This is a genomic window from Pyrodictium delaneyi, assembly GCF_001412615.1.
Classification (GTDB): Archaea; Thermoproteota; Thermoprotei_A; order Sulfolobales; family Pyrodictiaceae; genus Pyrodictium; species Pyrodictium delaneyi.
Genome location: NZ_CP013011.1, coordinates 12,807 through 32,551, shown reverse-complemented (window position 1 = coordinate 32,551; position 19,745 = coordinate 12,807). Strand labels below are relative to the sequence as shown.

Annotated in this window: 19 protein-coding genes; 13 read left to right on the top strand and 6 right to left on the bottom strand. The window is 51.3% G+C overall.

Annotation, left to right across the window (positions count from 1 at the left end; genetic code table 11):
- The first annotated feature begins 26 nt into the window (after positions 1-26).
- From Pyrde_RS00205 to Pyrde_RS00195, 3 genes are read left to right on the top strand one after another with little or no spacing between them, the layout of a single operon-like run.
- Positions 27-1,307, top strand: coding sequence for a phosphoadenosine phosphosulfate reductase family protein (locus tag Pyrde_RS00205; RefSeq protein WP_055407193.1), 1,281 nt, complete (start codon positions 27-29; stop codon positions 1,305-1,307).
- A 57-nt stretch (positions 1,308-1,364) separates the two neighbouring features.
- Complete coding sequence (locus tag Pyrde_RS00200; RefSeq protein ID WP_055407190.1) at positions 1,365-2,063, top strand: RNA 2'-phosphotransferase; 699 nt, start codon at positions 1,365-1,367, stop codon at positions 2,061-2,063.
- A gap of 31 nt (positions 2,064-2,094) precedes the next feature.
- Complete coding sequence (locus tag Pyrde_RS00195; protein ID WP_231656753.1) at positions 2,095-2,898, top strand: SDR family oxidoreductase; 804 nt, start codon at positions 2,095-2,097, stop codon at positions 2,896-2,898.
- A 14-nt stretch (positions 2,899-2,912) separates the two neighbouring features.
- Here the strand turns inward: Pyrde_RS00195 and Pyrde_RS00190 are convergent, their stop codons facing one another.
- Positions 2,913-3,707: an HAD-IIA family hydrolase gene (locus Pyrde_RS00190; protein ID WP_055407188.1), complete on the bottom strand. Its 795-nt coding sequence runs from the start codon at positions 3,705-3,707 to the stop codon at positions 2,913-2,915.
- Between the two features lie 71 nt (positions 3,708-3,778).
- A complete protein-coding gene (sfsA, locus tag Pyrde_RS00185; protein ID WP_055407187.1) occupies positions 3,779-4,489 on the bottom strand; it encodes a DNA/RNA nuclease SfsA in 711 nt (236 codons plus the stop codon).
- A gap of 107 nt (positions 4,490-4,596) precedes the next feature.
- On the opposite strand from sfsA, the gene Pyrde_RS00180 reads away from it, so the two are divergent.
- From Pyrde_RS00180 to Pyrde_RS00160, 5 genes are all read left to right on the top strand, one after another.
- A complete protein-coding gene (locus Pyrde_RS00180; protein ID WP_055407186.1) occupies positions 4,597-4,974 on the top strand; it encodes a class II SORL domain-containing protein in 378 nt (125 codons plus the stop codon).
- Between the two features lie 489 nt (positions 4,975-5,463).
- Complete coding sequence (locus tag Pyrde_RS00175) at positions 5,464-8,190, top strand: hypothetical protein (protein ID WP_055407185.1); 2,727 nt, start codon at positions 5,464-5,466, stop codon at positions 8,188-8,190.
- Between the two features lie 6 nt (positions 8,191-8,196).
- The gene (locus Pyrde_RS00170) at positions 8,197-9,315 is read left to right on the top strand and encodes a hypothetical protein (RefSeq protein ID WP_055407184.1); all 1,119 of its coding nucleotides are present in this window, start codon (positions 8,197-8,199) and stop codon (positions 9,313-9,315) included.
- Positions 9,316-9,447: 132 nt separating this feature from the next.
- Positions 9,448-9,792, top strand: coding sequence for a hypothetical protein (locus Pyrde_RS00165; RefSeq protein WP_055407183.1), 345 nt, complete (start codon positions 9,448-9,450; stop codon positions 9,790-9,792).
- A 33-nt stretch (positions 9,793-9,825) separates the two neighbouring features.
- On the top strand, positions 9,826-10,521 hold the full coding sequence (locus Pyrde_RS00160; RefSeq protein ID WP_055410523.1) for an RNA-binding protein: 696 nt from the start codon (positions 9,826-9,828) through the stop codon (positions 10,519-10,521).
- 328 nt (positions 10,522-10,849) lie between these two features.
- Here the strand turns inward: Pyrde_RS00160 and Pyrde_RS00155 are convergent, their stop codons facing one another.
- Together Pyrde_RS00155 and Pyrde_RS00150 are read right to left on the bottom strand one after the other, a co-directional pair.
- A complete protein-coding gene (locus Pyrde_RS00155) occupies positions 10,850-11,680 on the bottom strand; it encodes a Rossmann-like domain-containing protein (RefSeq protein ID WP_231656752.1) in 831 nt (276 codons plus the stop codon).
- 69 nt (positions 11,681-11,749) lie between these two features.
- Positions 11,750-12,547, bottom strand: a complete 798-nt coding sequence (locus tag Pyrde_RS00150) for a metal ABC transporter ATP-binding protein (RefSeq protein WP_055407181.1) — start codon at positions 12,545-12,547, stop codon at positions 11,750-11,752.
- A gap of 79 nt (positions 12,548-12,626) precedes the next feature.
- Here Pyrde_RS00150 and Pyrde_RS00145 point away from each other — a divergent pair, with 79 nt between their 5' ends.
- From Pyrde_RS00145 to Pyrde_RS00130, 4 genes are read left to right on the top strand one after another with little or no spacing between them, the layout of a single operon-like run.
- The gene (locus tag Pyrde_RS00145) at positions 12,627-13,541 is read left to right on the top strand and encodes a metal ABC transporter substrate-binding protein (protein ID WP_055407180.1); all 915 of its coding nucleotides are present in this window, start codon (positions 12,627-12,629) and stop codon (positions 13,539-13,541) included.
- Between the two features lie 14 nt (positions 13,542-13,555).
- Positions 13,556-14,419, top strand: coding sequence for a metal ABC transporter permease (locus Pyrde_RS00140; protein ID WP_143522096.1), 864 nt, complete (start codon positions 13,556-13,558; stop codon positions 14,417-14,419).
- A gap of 13 nt (positions 14,420-14,432) precedes the next feature.
- Complete coding sequence (locus Pyrde_RS00135; protein WP_143522097.1) at positions 14,433-14,846, top strand: CopG family ribbon-helix-helix protein; 414 nt, start codon at positions 14,433-14,435, stop codon at positions 14,844-14,846.
- Positions 14,847-14,857: 11 nt separating this feature from the next.
- Entirely contained in the window at positions 14,858-15,724 is an 867-nt protein-coding gene (locus Pyrde_RS00130) for a protein-tyrosine phosphatase family protein (RefSeq protein WP_055407175.1), read from the top strand.
- A 29-nt stretch (positions 15,725-15,753) separates the two neighbouring features.
- Here Pyrde_RS00130 and Pyrde_RS00125 read toward each other — a convergent pair whose 3' ends face one another.
- Positions 15,754-17,808, bottom strand: a complete 2,055-nt coding sequence (locus Pyrde_RS00125) for a S16 family serine protease (RefSeq protein WP_055407173.1) — start codon at positions 17,806-17,808, stop codon at positions 15,754-15,756.
- Positions 17,809-17,996: 188 nt separating this feature from the next.
- On the opposite strand from Pyrde_RS00125, the gene Pyrde_RS00120 reads away from it, so the two are divergent.
- The gene (locus Pyrde_RS00120; protein WP_156327972.1) at positions 17,997-18,542 is read left to right on the top strand and encodes a winged helix-turn-helix transcriptional regulator; all 546 of its coding nucleotides are present in this window, start codon (positions 17,997-17,999) and stop codon (positions 18,540-18,542) included.
- Between the two features lie 39 nt (positions 18,543-18,581).
- Here the strand turns inward: Pyrde_RS00120 and Pyrde_RS00115 are convergent, their stop codons facing one another.
- A complete protein-coding gene (locus Pyrde_RS00115; protein ID WP_055407169.1) occupies positions 18,582-19,742 on the bottom strand; it encodes a trans-sulfuration enzyme family protein in 1,161 nt (386 codons plus the stop codon).
- Between the last annotated feature and the right edge of the window lie 3 nt (positions 19,743-19,745).

Below are 19,745 nucleotides of genomic sequence, written 5' to 3'. Positions count from 1 at the left end.
CTGCCAGTCTCTATTCCGGGGGTTCTATGGAGAGGTATCCGGCGTTAAGCAGCAACGGTGAGATAACAGGGTATGTAATATCGTCAGTGGAGTTTAGCGTAGTCTTCGCTCCGGATGGTAATAGGCGTGGCAGCTATCTATGGATAGACACAGAAAGAGCCATAAAGATAGACTCGTTTATCGACAAAGGACTCTTGGTAGTAGATGATGTCAAGATAGAGTATGCGCGACTCGTCGAAGATATCCCCTGGCCTCTTGTTTATGTTGCCTGGAACCTAGACGAGTACGTAGAATGGATCTATAGGCAGTACGGCGAGAAGCTTGAAGGAAAAACTGTTGTAGTAAACTTCAGCGGTGGCAAGGACAGTACATCTGTTATGGCTATAATGGCTAAGCTCCGGGAGAAGATTAGGGGACTTAAGGTATACGCTGTGTACAGCTACGTGCCCTACCTGGAGCCTCCAAGGAACATCGATTTCTCCGTGAGGACAGCAGAGAAGCTTGGTATCGAAATAGAAGTCGTAGAGGCTGACCGGGAGCTAATGAAGAAGAGGCTGCTAGAGGAGGGTCTGCCGTACCGTGGCAAGCGTTGGTGTACCTACATGAAACTGAGGCCGATAAAGCAGCTAAAGAAGGCTAGGAGGCCCGACGTAACAGCCGATGGTGACCGTATGACTGAGGCGTTTAAGCGGTTCAACCGCCTCTACAGGATGTCTCCACAGCGTCCGAGGATATACGACGGGGGCAGAATAAGACCGATATACATATGGACTATACTCGACATCGTTAAGAATGTACGCGAGCTAGGCCTCGTCCACCCCGACTACTATGACGGCCTACCCCGTGTCGCATGCCTGATGTGCCCCTATAAGGCGCTCCACGAGTTCAGTGAGAAAGAGATAGACATACTAGAAGACCCAGGGCTAATAGAGGACGCCATCAAGACCAGCTACAAGCGATATTACACCGGCACAGGAATACCATGGGAAGAGTTCCGTAGTCAGCACCTCTGGAGACACCACCCGATAGTAGCAAAGAAGCTCTATACGGCCAAGAAGATACTAGACAAGATGAACCTAGAGGAGGTTGACCGCGAGACCATAGAGTCGATGTACAAGAGTCTATGGACAAACCCGCTCCCCAGAGCAGAGCGCATAAACCCTGACGATGCAGTGAAAGTCATAGGAGAGGTAGTTGCAGCGGCATATGAGGAGGCGGTGGCCAGGGCCAGTGAGGCAGCTAGACTAGTACAGGCTGAGCGCCTCATGGAGGAAGAGGCTATAGGCTGTGCATGCGGAAGCGTGTAAGACTATTTGAAGCCTTCATTTCTGTTCTTTGACACTACCTAGGTAGATCGGGGAGCCTTGAAGCCTATATACCGCTGCAGGGTCTGTGGGGCATTTACTGAGGAGCCCTGGCACTGTGATAAGCCGGCAGCATTGTTCATGACTGGTGAGCAGCGCGTAAGACTGAGCAAGCTTATGAGCGCGATCCTTCGCCACATACCTCACGAGGCTGGGTTAGAGCTTGGTCCTGGAGGCTGGATTGAGGTAGAAGAGCTCGCACGTGCTATAAGGGAGAGGTGGCGGCGCCGAGACCTCTACCAGTGGGTAACACGGCAGCACGTGATAGCTGTCGCGCTACTAGACCCTAAGGGCCGCTTCCAGCTCTCAAGCGATAACCGCCGCATAAGAGCAGCATACGGGCATAGCGTGAAGCTAGAGCTGGGCTACGAGCCACTCAGCGAAAACGAGCTACCCGAAGTACTCTATCATGGCACGGTAATGGAGAGGCTCAACTCGATAATACATGAAGGCTTGAAGCCTATGAGAAGGCTAATGGTGCACCTGGCAGCGAGGCCCCAGGAGGCCATAGAGGCTGCTAGGCGGCATGGCAGTCGGGTAGTACTCCTCCGTATTGACCCGCGTTGTCTAGCTGAGATGGGTGTGCCAGTGTACCGGGCCAGCCATGTAATGTACCTAGCACCTCACGTGCCTCCGGAGTGTATAAAGAGCGTCGAGAAGGTTAGCAGTGGAACAGCCCCTGCCATGAGTGATGCCTAATGCCTCGCTGAGGGCAGTGGGGAGAGGCTCCTTGAGTGCATCCTTCAGACTGGACGGTTTACGTGTGCTCGTTACCGCATCTACACGTGGCATAGGGTTCTACGTGGCCCGCGGCTTAGCTGAATGGGGTGCAAGAGTAGCAATTGTAGGACGTAGACGTGAATCGGTAGCTAGAGCGGCAGAAGAGATTAGCAAGACAGCTAGGGTAGAACCTATAGGCATATCCGTGGATCTAAGAAGGCGTGAGGATCTAGAGAGGCTTGTGGAGGAGGCTTGGAGTAGACTCGGAGGGCTTGACGCATTAGTATTCAACGCGGGAAACATAGGCTGCGAGCCGTGCTACCTCCATGAGGCTGGATATGAGGACTGGCTCGAGGCAGCACAGCTTCACCTCATAGCACCAGGCTATCTGACAAGCCTACTACTACCCCGCTTCCTGGACCAGGGGCGAGGTGTGTTCATCTACCTCTCCTCGGTCACTGTCAAGGAGCCTATGTCTCACTTTGTACTAGCCGATACAGCGCGTGCAGGCCTCGTACAGCTCGCTAAGACTATTGCTAGACAGTATGGGGGTCGTGGTATCCGCGCGAACACAGTGTTGATGGGTAGTTTTGATACGCCAGGTGCACGCAGCAATATCAGAAGGCTTGCAGAGATGAAAGGCGTGGATTTCGAGCAAGCGTGGCGCAAATGGGTGATAGAGCCCACGCCGATGAGAAGGGTCGGAGAACCACGGGAGATAGCAGGCCTGATAGCTTTCCTTCTAAGTAGTATTTCTAGCTACATAAACGGGTCTACGATAGTCATTGATGGGGCGATGACACGCTGTGTGTAGAAGATCCTGGCACCTCAGTACTGGTCCAGATCGGCGAGGGTATCAACCACGTATGTCGCCTTGCAACGTTCTCCCCGCTCCCCAGCGACACCTGTGAGCACGAGCACGCTGTCGATCCCGAGCTTCTCTGCAGCAGCGATATCAGTGTCGCACCGATCACCAATTACTAGCGCTTGGCGTGGTTCTACTCCTCTCTGCTTCAAGACCAGCTCGTACATGTAGGGATTAGGCTTACCGGCTATGAAGGCCGCTTTCACGCCGGTTGAACGCTCTAGGGCGGCAAGTACGGCGCCGGCTCCAGGCTCGTCACCATTCTCTACAGGGACGGAGGCGTCGTCATTGGCGGCTACTAGGCGTGCACCACACTGTCTTATGGCGCGGTGGGCAGCACGCAACCTGGCATATGTCAGGTTACGGTCGAGCCCGACCACTACATAGTCTACGGGACAACGTGCGCCATCACCTATGCTGAGTACCCAGTGGCCCTGCTGTAGGAGTTCCTCTACAAGCCCCTCCTCGCCTACAACAAGAACTCGGGAAGGACCGCTAGTCTCGCGTAGCCAGCGGGCCACAGCGTAACCACTCGTAACTATATCCTCAATTCCGACCTCAAAGCCCATGATGCGAGTAAGCCTCTCGGCATAGACGCGGCGGCTCCGAGTCGAGTTATTTGACACGAATACTACACTAATGCCACTACTCCTAGCACGCCTCAACCACTCAATATTCTCCCGGAGGAGCCTAGATCCTCGCCATACCACGCCGTCGAGGTCTACTAGGAGTAACTTATACACATTAAGTACAGCCACGCCGCCCCAGCCCCCGAGATACGTATAGCAGTCCCCAGACAGTCGAGGCCTAAGGCCCCTTGCTGAAGCAGTTAGGCAAGTACAACTGGGAGACTAGGAGCATAAAGCCTGACCCCTCGCCGCCCAGCATCAAAATCAAGCCCCAGAGCCTTGACAATTACACCAGCCTCTACAGCTCTTCGCACGAGGCCGGGAATCTCCGGGTCACCTTCCGGGTTAGGTGTGAACCCCCGGGCGCCCGGCAAGGCGGCGATGAACACTAGCGCTATCTTCACGCCTCTCTTAGCATGCGCTATTATCTCGCGTATGTGTCTTCGGCCTCGTTCAGTAGGGCAGTCGGGGTACATAGCAATGTCTCCAGGGCCCATGAGTACAGCACTCTTAGTCTCAACATAGATCTCCGAGCCGTTGCAGTCTAGTAGGAAGTCGAGTACTGAGGAGCCGAGTTGCGGCCTCCTAGAAGCTACATGGCAGCTGGTGGCCCACGGGAGAAGTCCACGGTCCACAGCAGCAGCGAATGCATCCTCCTGCAGCCGAGTATCGATAATGGCGTAGCCGCCCCGATACTCGACAGCAAACAGGCGGAACCGCGTCCTTCTCGGCCTCTTTAGCGGTATGCATAACCCGGTACGCTTGGGTACAAGCACGTCTGTGAGCCGCCCAGTATTCGTGTTATGGGCCATCTCTCTAGAACCATTTATCTCGACTTCGATCACGAAGCGGTTAAGCCTTCGGACAATCAGACACTCTCTGAACACTGGCACCTCTAATACGATCTCCAAGGACTAGAGCCACCCTTACAGCACTTACTTCTCCTAAAAACGCTCTGATGCCCGCTACACTTTTATCCAACGCTAGTTAACTCCTGTTAAACTGGAGGCCGATAGTCATGGCCAAGCCATTCGGAGAACTAATATACACACCCGAGACAACGGGCCCGGCTGCCTCTAAGGCAGAGACACATGCGCCTAAGATCGAGGCACCAGACACAGTCAAGAAGGGCGAACCCTTCAAGATAACAATAAAGGTAGGTCCGCACCCCAACCAGGTACAGCACTCGATACGCCGCATAGAGATCTGGTTCAGCGAAGAGGGCCGCGCATTCAACCCAATACACATAGCGACGATAGACCTAGAGCCCGTCTACGCAGAGCCAGAGATAACGATAACCATAAGGCTGGAGAAGAGTGGTACACTCTACGTCCTAAGCTACTGCAACCTCCATGGAGTATGGGAGACACACAAAGACGTAAAAGTAGAAGAATAATCATTTCAACAACCTATTACTCGTCTATGGAAGCTCTAACCCGCCTGCTACACCTTTAGTGGCAACATTCATTATGTGTTTCGGCCTCTTTTCTCCAACTATCACGGTAGCATGGCTTCACGCTTCTCAAATTCACGATGCGGATCTTGATGGTTGTATTATAGCTGGTCTAGGACAGCACATTGTGTTATCCGTGCTAGGTTAAAGGCAGTGGTAGATAGAGAAGTGAGCGTTTTGCTCCTCTATCAGCTGGGTGGTGCAGAGCAATGAGTAATTAGCGCCATAACAGCGTTTATGGCCAGAATTCTTCTCGTGTTTTGTAGATCAGCACTCAAGACCCTCTTCACAGCCCGATTGCCCGGAATAGCTGATCTGGGCTCTGGAGGCGCGGGGTCATCACTTCCAGTCAAGGAAGGTGTATGGGTCTGAGGGTTTTTACTACTCCGGCTTGGCGGTTAGACAGTATTTCTCGCTAAGGGGACTCTCTGATTGGAGCCCGGCTGTCTTGAAACGGGATGGTGTGATTTAAGCGAGGAGCATCGACGGATAAGAGTTGAGCTTGAGGGGTTAATTCGTAGCTATGTTGAGGGTGGTGCCGACGAGTACTGGATGCCGGTGGTTGTGGCTCCCTATGGATCCGGCAAGACTACGCTTCTACGGCACCTAGAGACCTTTGCAAAGAGTATTGGTGCAGCAGCGCTTCGGGTTGAGCTAGCAGACATAGTGGAGTACATAGTTGAACGCTATGGTAGTGTTCATGAGTCGGAGCTGCCCAGGATACTAGAGGAGTATGCCCGGGAAAAGCTCGGCGAGGCAAGTGGGGTTGTTGTCCTCCTTGTGGATGAAGTCGAGGAGAGCTATGACCTGCTGAGAGGTATTGTTGAGTACGAGACATCGCCCTTCCGTGGCGTGGCTGAGGCCATAAGAACTCATAGCACCAAAGTATACGTGGTGCTGGCCCTCGGCCCCTCTTCAACGCTCAAGGAGGCCGTCTTTGGCCCCGTAGCGTGGCGTAGCAGGATATTCACGCTTCCATTACTCCCTAAGCCCGTAATAGAGCGCATGGTAGTTGAGATCCTAGGCGGTGAACTGGCTGATGCTGCAAGCCTCCTCGCTAACATGGTGTGGTGGGCTTCCAAGGGACGTATAGCGTGGGCCCGCATGCTAGTAGACACAGTGGTCGGTAAGCTCGCTGCAGCGCTCAAGCAGGGTCCCGAACATGTTGAAACGGTTCTTCTCGGCGAGGAAGCGCTTGCACGCGAGATAGTGGAGGGGGTACCCCTCTTCGACAAAACAGGCTACCGGGAGGTCCGCAGGCTCATAGAGGACAAGAAGATGATTCCGCTCCTCGCGGTCCTCCCGGGCCCTGTTCCTCTCTCACTGCTAAGCAGGCTGCTAGGCTACGAGGTTCTGCCCGAGGCTAACCTTGCTGTAGTCTACTCTAGGACGGCGGTCCGTGTAGAAGATCTCCTCTCTGAAGCAGAGGCTTGGATGACGCGTTATGCGCGTGCGAAGGGCTTCCAGGCCTCCTCGGTCGAGCATGCTGTCTCGGCGCTAGAGCATGCGGCGCTGGCGTGGAGCCGGGACGGGCTCATAGTATACGACCCGCAGGCGCTGCGCGAGCTATTCACAATAGCTGCAGATGTCGCCCGGGAGATATATGGTGATGATCCCCACGCTGCCCAGCTTATTGAAGCCTTGAACCCCGATCTCTTGAGTCCGCCTATAGAGAGATTCAGCGAGCCGGTAGCAGCGCTACGGCCCAGCATGGTGGCGCGACTCTACCCGATGGCAAGTAGCTCGCCCCTAGTAGGTTGTGCCCGGAGAACCGGTCCAAGCCAGGTAGTGGAGGTTGTTAACAGCCTAGCGCTCGGCGAGCTAATGGAGTATAGTTCTAGGCTCTCAGAGTTCCTGGGCCTCAACGAGCTTCTCGAAAAGCGGGGGCTGAAGCTAGTAGTAGCCCCGGCTCGTAGCCTGCAATCCTATGCCCAAGAACTCGCTTGCAAAATGCTCTCAGGAGAGCCTCTAGTAGTACTCGTCATAGAGCCGGATGCTGGACGACGAGAGAAACAAGTGCCGCGGCTGCTGGAGGCTGCTGCGGCCCTCACCGGGAGCCTGGTGGTCGAAGCAGGGCCGCGGCTAAGCCTGTTCGTATACTCACTCCTCTATGGCTTCTCCATAGCAACTGCTGGGTGTCTGCCAGAGAACCTAACCGGTCACGACCGGCGGACGGTGAACCTCTACGCAGACCTCCTACGTAGCCTAGTGATAGAGGTACTCGCCTCCAAGGCTGGCCAGGAGCTGGCCAGCATAGAGACTCGGGCTCACGTCGTGGAGCAAGACTATGGTGAGATAGGCTATGCAGTTGCAGCATTGATTCGTGATCTAGGCCCCGAGCCGGCCGGGAAGATAGTGTCGGAGCTTGCAACGCTACAGCAACGGGCACGCTCACTAGCCGAGAAAGCATCTAGAATAGCTGGTGTAGACTACAGCGCTTCCAGGACAAAACCTGTCTCCAAGGCTTACAGCAGTATAGCCGAAATCTACGAGGAGCTTGAGGAGAAAGGGTACACGCTCGTAGGGCGCGTATCACCCTCTTGTGGAGAACGTGGCCAGGCACGTGGCCCCAGCATAGCACGGCTAGTAGCAATACTGCTGGGCCTAGAAGAGTACCAGCCGGAAGCCGGTCTCAGCGAGATATCATCACTGGCAGAGAGACTAGCAGCCTATGTTGAACACGTCCCCCGCGCCGGCGTCCTAGAGGAGGCAGCAAACATCATAGAAGAGATGAAAGCAATAGTGTCCAAAGCCGAGGAAATAGCAAGAAGCAATTCAGCAGCACTCTCCATAGCAGCAATGGTTGTATCGCCTATAGGTACTGTGGCATCTAAGCTGGCCGAGGACCTAGCCGCCGTCTATAGGATCTATGGAAGCCTCGAGGCTAACCTCGAGGAGCTGCCTGACAAGCTGCGTAAGAAAGCGCTAGAGGCGATAACTAGTGATCTATCCAATATGAGCAGTCTCGCTGAAGCTGTCCAGTACCTATCCACGGCAGTCAGCCTAGTGAACAAGCTGAAGATGCTCTCCGAGAAAGGTGGTTCAGGAATTGAAGAGCTCAAGAGTAAGATAATCGAGGCCATAGACCGAATTATTCCATCTCAACCTCTCGTTGACCAAGCACGCAAAGAGGCTAGGGAAGAAGCCATAGTAGGGTGATTACCTGTGGCGTGGGCTTTAGAGAAGTTAGTCCAAGAATACGAGGCAATGCTAAGCTCTCAACAGAGCATAGAGGAGACGCTGAAAGAGATAGCAGGGAACATAGAAGCTGTAAATACAGCACTGCAAGTTGCGCCAGAAAGCCTACGACAAGAAGTAGCGCATCTACTACGCTCTGTTAAGGACTACACAGCAGCATCAAACTATGACAAGGCACGCGAGGCGTCGCTGACAGCGTGCCAGCGCGTACTCCGGGTACTCGCGCACAGCATTACGGGGTCTACGCTTGATGTCGAGGAGTGTCCATCACCTCAGAGCATGGGACTACTTGTAGCAGTAGTGAGAGCGGGTGGACCTCTAACGCCGATAGTGTATTCGCTGCTATCAGCGGGTGCCGAGAGAGCTGGAGACTTGATTAATAACGCGGAGCGTATCGCAACCCGGTGGGAGAGCATTAGCAAACAGCTAGTCCAGGTATACGAGGCGGCCCGTAGACTAGAGTCAAAGGAAATAGCAAAGGTTCACGACATAGTAATGTTAGTAGCTAGACTGGTCGGCTCCGATAGTCTAGATACGAGCCTAGCTCACCTCGAAACAGTCACGTCAAGGCTTACAGAGATAGCTCAGCTGCTTGACACGCTAACCTCGAGCCTAGCCGACCTCTCAGAAGCGCTACAAATGTGCCGCGAGCGTATGGGGCCAGAGGCTCCGTATTGTAGGTGGCTATCACAAGTGCTCACAAGCGTCATATCAGCATATGATGCTGCTGAGACGCTCCGCGAAGCCAACGACCTAGAAGAGCTGGGGCTAGTAGCGGCTAACGTGCGTAAAGCCTACGAGAAGCTTAGCAACATGCAGCGGCTCATAGAGAAGTTGTCCTCGAGGATAGCTGCCGCTGCGGGTATAAGCCAAGCGCCGCTCAGCCTCGCTGAGAGCATAGAGGTAGCAGCGATAGGTAGAGAGCAGCTAGGTCTAACAAGGATTGAAGAAGAGCTCCTAATAGACCTAGTAGAGAGAGACGTAATAGACCTCATAGAGGTGTACGAGCGCGGCGAGCAATACCTCCAAGCAGCCCTACGGCTATGCAGACGCGGCATCGCACAATGCAGCATCAGGGCCTACTAGCGCTGGCGTCCAGTTCCTCTATTTTACCCATATCCCTGTGGTTGACTATCCTCTAGAGGCCCTTCCTCGGTGAGTAGAATTAGGTACATAGACTTCTTCTGCTAGGCATGCCTGGTTTCACTAGGGGAGAGTGTGTCGGCGGAATTGCTCATCGAGGAACTAAGAAAGGCTGGGGCCTGCAGCAAAGCTGTGGAGGTAGAGAGCGGCAGTGAATGCTCACTAATATACTGTGGGGACGGGGATGGTGTACTCATAGCCGTAGCCAGCTACTACGACTGGATATATGCAAAGACTGTTGCCGAAGGGTCACTAAAACCCCACATGTGGCACTGTAGCGAAGTATTCTACACGCCCTACGGCCTCTATAGCTTTGCTAAGAGCGTCGAGGAACTCGTGCAGAAGATAACAGCGAAGAAGCCCATAGTGTATGCACAGATGCGTCTAGCCCTTGAACGACTCGCCGAGATGGAGGAGTAACGGAGAGAGAATATCCTCTCCGGGGTGCTAGTCGTGAGTGATACGCGTAGCGATTACAGGATACTCGTAGCTGAGCACGCTCTAGGCATGCTGGAGTCCATCATAAGGGCGAAGAAGCTACCGATACCAGTCAACTGGAAGAAAGCACTCGAGCTACACGGCGAAGTCCGCTCGACGCTAATGCAGATAAAGTTCAGCTTCATGCCGCCCACTATGCTAGCCCATAGCGAGCCGACCAAGAAACTACAGGAACTCTCCCGGGAGCTAGCAGCAATACTACTGCCTCGGGAATGGCTGGAGAAGACTCAGATAGACCAGAAGACCAGGCATACTATAGCAGAGATAAAGTATGCGATAAGGACGCTCTACGGTCTCCCAGCAAGACTGAGCTTGGGAGACGACAATGATCCCCTCTATGCGGTGGATATCGAGTGTGTTGAAGTGCTCAGCGTGGCTAAGCATCCTAATGCTGATAACCTATACATAACGCGTGCCCGGGGCATATTCACCTACACCATAGTCACGAACCTCAAGGATGTGCGTAAGGGCGATCTACGTGCGGCAGCGATACTGCCGCCAGCCGAACTTAGAGGGCAGCTAAGTGAGGCTATGTACTGTAGCCGCGGGAGAATAGAGGCAGGCTGCACAGTAGGCAGGAGGCCGCCGGTCAATGAGGTAGAGCGGAGCGAGGTAGAGAAGATAATATACAGTATCGTGAAGGGTAGGTAGCAGGCTAGCCGTGAAGTGTCGGCTCGAAGCCTGCACAAGGGCCTCATCAGCTGGCTGCTATGCCGCGCGGGGCATCCATCAGCGAACTCGGCACTCCTCATCCACTAGGTGGAAGACCCTAGAATAATGCTTGCCCAGTTATATCGCTGGGCTCTAGGAGGGCCTCGGACAAGGAATGCGCTCCTCATACCAGCCCGCCGTGTCTCCTGGTCAGAGGGCGGTCCGTCCCGTGACCGCTCCTCATCGCCCCCAAGAATACCATGTTCTCCTGGTTTCCGATGCTATTGACTATTTCGCTGCTCCAGGCCTCGCCTACCCAAAGCGGCAGTTATGGCGGTAACCATATCCATTTCGTCGCGAAGCGTGATATACGCTTAAACCCGTAGCCTGCCTTAACGAGTCTTGCCACGGTATCTCTGTGGCTGCTAGGAATGCTTATCCCTGCTATGAAGTCGGCACCTAGAGGTCTGGCAGCCGCTATATGGAAGCTCGATGTCGGGCCGACAAAGCCACGTAGACGGGCCCTCTTTGCGTTAGCGAACACGGCGATGATGCGAGGGTCTAGAAGGCTTGCCCCAGTAGCTATTATGACATCATAGTCTTCTGCGTCTAGGAGTAGTTGACTACCCGGATACGTGATGAACCCGTCCTCGCGGGCAAAGGCCCGGTGCACGGGATTATCTTCGTAGACTACAATCTTGCCTGCTCTCGTGGCCAGTTTGCGTGCAATGCCTCGTACATATCCCACAAGAGCTATAGACTCCTCTGGCCCCGGATTAACCACGTCAACAACATCTCTATCGTACATGAGACCCTCCAAGTGGGGCTTCTTTTCGACCAACACATTGGTAGCAGCGTTTGCAGCGGCGAGTGCGAGGCTAGTGAGGCTAGGATGTCTCCACGCATATTGGGCTAGCTCAGAGACAGTAACACTCCCAAGTATAAGCTCCTCTGGCGGCGGTTCATACTCGCCAGAGAAAGCGATACCTATACTTCCACCGGCTAGCCGGACAAGGGTAAACCTCCGAGACACAGCTATCTCTTCAACACTTTCATCGAGAAGGGGATACTCATCTTTTACAGCTTTTAGAGCATCTCTCAAGGCTCTCGTTAGAGCGTTATCTGCTAGGACAAGATCCGGGCTGCACCGGCGGTTCATGGCCTCATTCCTCAGCTCCTTTCCCCGTGAGTGCATAAAGAGTATGTTAAGAGCTAGAGCTTTGTACTGTTAGCCAACTATTCTATGCTCATCACTGATATGTATATGATCTCCGACACGGAGTATAGCGGCGCCATAAACCTCTACTAGTATGTCTTCTCTCAGCACATCATGGGGCTCGCCAACGGCTACTACTCTGCGGTTAACAAGGACTACTAGGTCAGTATAGTCTATTAAAAGCATAGGATCATGACTAGTTACTATGACGAGGCGATTACGAGCTAGCGAAGCTATTAGCTTTGCTAGCTCAACCCTCCCTCCAGGATCGACAGCGGAGAACGGCTCATCCATCAACAGTATCGGAGGATCGTGGACAAGCGCTCTGGCTATAAAGGCACGTTGCCGCTGACCGCCACTAAGGCTGCGGAGAGGCTTAAACCAAGCATCTGGCTGGAGGCCTACAGCCCTCAAGGAGGCCTCTACACGGCCCCTAATGCTCCCTGTTCTCCCGGGAAAAGGTGTACTCCTACTACGCGCCATAATCTCGTACTCTACTATTTCCCATGGAGTTACCGGGAAATGGTTAAGGGTGGTAATAAGCTGAGGAACATAGCCTATAAAACGGCCAGCCCTATCCGGTCTTCCTGTCGTACTGTCTCTACATACAAAGACATGGCCTCTCCTAGGACTAATGAGGCCCAGAATAGTCTTCAATAGAGTAGTCTTTCCTGCACCGTTAGGGCCGAGCACCTGCACTAAGGCAGGCCCTTGTAAGCGGAGATGGTTTACCTCAAGTACCTTAGTAGAGTTGAACGATACCTCAACTGATACGAGTTCTACCTCCTTTGCTTTACATGTTTCCTGCACTGCTATACCCCATCTTGTGCACACTGTTTGAGAAATATTATAAGCAGTGTGCACAGAGATGATGTCTCGGGAGACATGTATGGATAGGTGGCGCCCACTAGTACCGCTAATACTAGCTACTCTTGCCCTGACAGCGCTATTAACCATGTATACCATTAGGCAAACGGATAGCTCCGCAGACGGTGACAGAGAAGACGGTCTCCTCATAGTTGTTAGCTTTCCTAATCTGAAAAACGAGGTATCCCAGCTACTCTGTAGCGATGACAAGATCTATGTTATATCATCGTCCAGCGTAGATCCACACGAATATCAGCTCACAATAGACGATATAGAGCACGTGAAGAAAGCTGATCTAGTAATAACTCTGGGGCATGCGTCCTTCGAGATAAAACTTAGGTCGCTAGTAGGTAAAGATAAGCTACTGGAGATACCAAGCATCAAGGGTATGAGATTGCTCATCAATCCAGATACAGGAGTAGCAAATCCGCACATGATAATATACGATCCCCACAACTATGTCTTGTTCTTAAAGGAGGTTGCAGCTAGACTAGCTGCTCTAAGACCAAGTTGTAGTAGCCACTATCTGGGCCAGGCCTCGATGCTTGAGGCGGAGGTTGAGAAGCTTATTAATAATGCGCCTAGAGTCCATGTCAAGGCCGTAGCTTCGCTTCCCTATATACAGTATGCAGTAAACTGGCTAGGGATAGATGTTGTAAAGCTTCTTAGTAAGGAGCATGGTGTGCCGGTCTCTCCGGATGATATAGAACAAGTTAGGAAACTTATGAAGAATAAACTGATAACAGTTGCAGCCATAGCAGTGCTTAACGACAATCCGGCTACCCGCACAGATGCTGGGCTGCTCGAGTTAGCAAAGGAGTACGATATGCCGGTGTTACGTGTTCCATCCCCTTATGCACCCGGAACAATTCCAGAAAAATTGAAACAATTAGTGGAAGAAATCAAAGTATTAGCCAAAATATTACAGACAAAGTAATAGGGGTACCGACGTTGAGAATTGCAGAAGTCGTTGTATTCGTCATAGCCACTATCCTTGCCATTTTGTCGCTATCAATGTATTATGTCCGGATATCAGTGTACCCGGCGTTAGCTGTACTTGCTGCTGGGCTAGCCTTCGGGTTGCTGAGTGCCCTAGTTGCAGCACGTAAACTCTTCTTCCTTGCTGGGGCTACTCCTCACTCGGCTTTGCTAGCTGCACTTCTAGCAATACTAGTGACAGGCAGTATGAATACCTCAGCGTACATATCAACGATAGTCGTGACGGTACTGCTAGTATATATGGCTGGCTATATGATATTTAGTGGTGTGGAACCCGACATAGCCACCTCGGTTCTCGTCTCTTTCTCGGCCTCTACTAGCGTCATACTAGCCTACTACGCCAAGACAACAGCGGGTGGGGCAGACATAACATCAATAGTATTTGGTGACCCACTGCTCGTAAGCTCGTGGGAGGCATGGATAGCTGTAGTTACGGCTCTAGCAGTATGTATACTAGTTGTACTAAGCTACAGAGAGCAGATATACCTAGGCGTTGAGAGGGATCTGGCGAAGATAACAGGAATGCCAGTATGGCTCCATGATCTAATCTTCTTCACGATGGTCGGTGTGGTAGTAAGTACAATGGTTCAAATAGTAGGCTTCGTCCTGGAACACGTCCTCATACTACTACCTGGTGCAGCGGCGTCAATGTATGCGCGTAGTGCCCGTGAAGCTATACTACTATCAGTCTCCACAGCCCTGATCGCTGCCGGGCTAGGCCTCATACTCAGCCTTATGCTGGGGTTATCCCCCGCAGGTGCAACCGGTCTAGTCATGCTCCTCATTTACGTAGCCTTTGTGGCTAAATCCCGATAGGAGGTATACAGTGTTGACTCGGAGAAGACGTTTCGGCGTCTCTCTCCCCAGCGGTATGGCTGAGGAGCTTGACGCTCTAGCTGCCCGGCTACGGACAGACCGGTCTAGGCTCGTAGAGCATGCAGTAGCGTCATTTCTAAACGAGTATAAGCATTATCTGTATGACCACGAGTGTAGCGGCGTTATGATAATCTCTGGCAGCTTTGACCGGGGTAGGGTAGCGTCTATACTCGATGAGTACAAGGATATAATCCTAAGTACTACGCATATCCATGTTAACGGGTTGTGTACAGAGATAGTCGTTGTGCAAGGCTCCTCGGGGAAGATAGCTGAGATGCATACAAAGCTATCATCAGTTAGAGGCTGCAATGTAAGATACATACCGTTCTCAACAGTCAACAAGACTGTAGAGGTGAATACAGAGTAGAGGTGCCTGGATTGGAGCCTATTCCCTCCATAGCGCCGAGATTTAGGCTGTACTGGCTCGAGAAGAACCGGATAGCGGTCTCTCCAATGCCCAGGCCGGATGATGTAGAGGAAATAATTTCAATGTTTAACACCATAGTGTCGCTGGCAACACCCATAGAGCACGTATATGGTGGCGGCTACGACCCACGCAGCCTAGGGAGTACTGTTAAGCTAGTTTGGCGGCCTATAGGAGAGTACAATGCCCCAACACTTCCCGAGTTGGCATATATCGTTAGAAGGATGGATGAACCGGTACTTGTGCATTGCTTCCGCGGATGTGGTAGGAGTTCGGTAGTAGCTGCGGCCTGGCTGGTAAAACGGAAAGGAGCACCGTCTATTGTAGCTGAGTCCGAAGTTATAACGGCTACGGGCTGCGGTATAGAGACTCTGCCACAGCGTACAGTGCTTCAGGCATACTCATTGGCGATTAGAGCTGGTTTAGAGGACAAACTGCACAAGCTTGATTTAGACGATCCACGTGTAGAATATGCGCTCCTGCTTTCGCGTGAACTGGCAGTGTATCTCTCTAGGACCCCAGAGGCGCTTGCTAGAGAGAGCTTGATGCATGATACACCGCTGTATAAGGCGGCGAGTATTCTCGCCAGCATGGTGGGCTATAGTGTTGCAGGCATTTCCTCCAAGAGGATGCCAGATGGTGTAGAAATTGAGATTACTGTCTGGGTGCCGAGGAGATCACATCCAGCGGCTATCCGGAGATCAGTAAGAATAGACTATGAGCGTGTCAGTATGGATGTCAGTAAAGCTCTACAGAGTCTCGGGCTAAAAATCAGCGTGATGATTAACGTCAAGGATCCCGGGGACGTGCCATGGGTTTAGGCCTAGCTCCATATGAACTGTTAGTCATATTATGGCTGTCTTCTCATGCGTTCTGATGCAACACCCACAGCCAGTGCTATTCCGGCTACTAGTACGTAGCTTAATAGCTGGAGAGTTGGCGATGATCTTGTAGACCCAGTCTCTCCAGCTACGGTTTTGCTGATAGTCTCAGTGGTTGTAGTTGTACTAGTAACTGTTATAGTCTTTTCAACTGTAGTTGTAGTAGTGTTTACTATGGTAGTTGTCTTCGTGACTGTCATCGTCTCTGAGGAGCACTTCTCTCCACCTTGTAAAGCAGTTATCGGGGTTCCTGCTTGCTTATTTGCTACTAAAGCAAGTAGTAATGCGTAGCTTGACGATTGTACATACAGACCTAGCTTGGCATTCACGTCAACCAGCGTGTCGGCATACTCTGTGTAGAGCAGTGGGAGTATCAGTGTGACATTGAGATCTGCCAGTCTTTGTAGCAGTACGGAGAGACTTCTCTTTGATGCATCGAGAACAGCTATGCCTGTATTGAACACTGCGTGGAGCTGGCTATTAACATCGGCTAAACCCTTCACTGTGTAAGCTAGTGCTTGTAATACTTTGACAGGGTCTCTTCTCTCCATGCCTCGTTGTATTACATCCTTTGCTAGCGCTATTTGCTCAGCTGTATCTGCTATGTTTACACCAAGGGTTTGGAGATAGTTTACGGCTGATTCCGCAAAGTAAGTATAGGTCTCTACACTCCTATATAGAAGGTCTAGGTTGATAGGCTCCCCATCGTCTGCGGCTTGCAGTGCCAGCGTCAGCCAGTGGTTGGCGGTCAACGCCCTGTAATAGGCGTATATTGCTGCCTGTAGCGCTCTACTCAATGCTTGTAATGCTTGGTAGCTGGCAGCCTTCTCGGCTATGCCTAGCAGGGCTGAGGCAGTGTTTAGGCTGCTATTTGCGTCCAGAAGTCTAGTCATAGAGGCTATGTATAGTTGAAGTTGTACATCAGTTATTGAGGTCATATTAGCTCTTAGAGACTCGTTGAACTTGTTCTCGACATTTTGGAGTATAGCTGTTGTCTCATTTATATAGCTCATTGACAATTTCGTCAGCACTTGTAGTGGGTTAGTCGAGCTATATGCTTTTGCAGTGTTGCATGCATAAGTTGTCTCGATAGCAGCTGCAAAGTATCTAGAGGCAGCAGCATAGAGCTTTCCAGCAGCCTCCAGTTTTGTTCCTACATCCATATTGTGCTTGGCATCACGCAGTATATCTACCAAAGACGAGGCCAAAGATGTTGATAGGCCAGATAGTGCTTCCTCGGCACACGTCATGTTCGAGCGTGCAGTTTTCTTATAGAAGTTAATGCTCTCATTGAGACTTGAAACAAGCCATGGCGGGTAACTGATGTCGAGTGTAACGTTTTTGGGAGTTAGCTTGTCACCGGTTGCTATCTCATAAGCGTCAGCTATAGTGCTTGCCTCTATCACGTTGACGCCTAGTTCCCTCCCAAGAGCTACTATGTCTACTTTCTCGCCCGTATTAAGATCCGTGCTATAGCGTTCCCCAATGGGTATGACGAAGACCTTCACGCCTGCCCTAGCGGCAGCTTCGAGTTTCTGTGGGATGCCGCCAACAGGCCCCAAAGTGGCATCGGGATCAACCATTCCTGTCATGGAGAAGTTTGTCGGTACATTTATGCCACGTAGTGCTGCAAGAATGGCTACAGCCATAGCGCCGCTCGCACTGGGTCCGCCTACTATAGATGTATTTGACTCTAAACGTATAAAGTAGTCGTATGAATAGTAATTTACGCCAGCTAATATTGATGCTATAAGCGCCGCCATTCTTGCCGCAGCTTGTGTATCTAATTCTGTTAGTGGATCGGCAGAGAAGTATACTATACCTTTTCCAGGCCATGCAACAGTTACTATTAGCTTAGACATGGTGCCTATGTAACCGTTGGGTGTTAATGCTACACCTGGTACCTGAAGTTCCACTGTGCTAGTCCACTGATATAGTGGCTCCATAGAGGTAGCGAGGAGCGACACATGATTCAAGACTAGTGTGGCTAAAAGGATTACTGCAGCCAGACTATGCAGCTTCATTGCTTCCCCTTGTAGAGTTCCTTTAAGAGTGGTTACTGTTACGCTTGTCGCTGCTCACGTCTAAAATGGGGGTTATGGCGGCCTGGGGCAGAGGGTACTTGCTTTCTCAAACATTCATGATGGTATTACCTTATAAGGAGTTGATTATGTAGATAGCCTCTACAGAGCCCCGCGGGGTGCAGATCAACATGTCTTTTAAAGAACTCACATCCACGAAGAGGAAGATACTCGAAATTCTTGCAGATAAAAAGGAGAGCGATGTAAGTGAACTCGCAGCGCTCGTGGGCATAAAGACATCTACGGTTAGGAAGTATGCCTCGGAACTGGAAAAACTCGGTCTGGTCACAAAAATAGGGAACAAAGTAAAGATAACCGATAAGGGCTTGGCTCTTTTCACGGAAACGGAGAAAATAGAAGAGGAAAGGCAACAGCCTAGAGAAGATGTTGAAGCCAAACCTACTCGGGAGATGGTTGAGCCATTCTACTTCGTAGTCCAGGGCCAGGTTGTTCCTCTAAGAGTATTCAGTACGAAACAGCTAGCGGCAATAGTTGTATATAGGATTGTTAGTCCCGAAGAACTCTCCTATGTGATTAAGAATGGGTATCTAACGGCATGGGTGAGAACAGTATTGAGAGATGCTAGTCTTGCAGAAAAACTTGAGGGCCTCCGGGGGCTAGAGTCTCCGCAGCTATTCGACGAAGCAGTGAAGATACTTAGGGAGTATGTAGAATAAGAATTAACTTAATGTGTTAATGGAGTAGAGTTTAGTATCTTAGCTTTGCGATGTTTTTAATGCATTTTCTATGTCAGCTATTAAGTCTTCAACGTTCTCGAGACCCACACTTAGCCTTATGAGCCCTGGTGTTATCTCGAGTTTACGTTTCTCCTCCTCGCTAAGATTCCTGTGACTGCTCTCGTAAGGATATGTGGCTATACTCTCTGTACCGCCTAGGCTTGGTGCGGGTACTATAGTCTTTAGTGCATTAAGGAATTTCTTGGCAGCCACAGCACCGCCCTTTATCTCGAACGAGACTACGCCACCATATAGTCCGTCGAACAACTTGCTAGCTATGCTATGGTCTGGGTGGTCTGGAAGCCCTGGGTAATGTACTTTGACTACTTCTGGCCTATCTGCTAGCCATTTGGCTATTTCCATGGCAGCTTCAGAGGAGTACTTCACCCTAAGGTGTAGTGTCTTTAGTCCTCTTGCTACAAGATATGCATCGAGGGGTTGTATTATAGTTCCTGTGAGCTTTCTCCATTCCCATATACTCTCCTTTAGCTTGATATGGTTGCTACAAAGCAGCCCGCCCAGTACGTCGTTGTGGCCACCTATGTACTTGGTCATACTCTCAACTACTATGTCGGCGCCAGCTTCGACCGGCCTATATATGACAGGTGTAGCAAAAGTGTTGTCCACTACAACTGTGCAGCCTTCTTGGCCGCATATCTTGATTATCTCGTCTATGGGTGGTATACGGAGAGTAGGATTACCAACAGTCTCTATGAATACTAGGTCTGAACCCTTTATGGCTGAGAGTAGTTCATCCCAGGGCGGTCCAGCATACTCTAATTCTATGTCTCCACGAAGGCTTGTAATTTTCTCTAGTAGGGTGCGAGTAGAGCCGTATAGTAGCCGGCTTGCTACGATCCTTTTGGTGTTGGGTAATGCATTGAGCATTAATGCCGATATGGCGGACATGCCAGTGTTAAATGCTAAACACCATTTAGCTGATTCAGCAGCGGCAAGGGCCTCTTCTAGCCGCAGTACTGTAGGATTGTTTTCACGGCTATACTTTATTTCCTCTACAGGAGGCGTAGTCACTTCTATGAATCTATATATAGCAGAGATACTTATTGGAGCTATTATGTCGTTTGCCTCTATCGGCTTTCTTAACGAGTGAATCGCTCCCGTAGCATTATAACGCGTCATGAT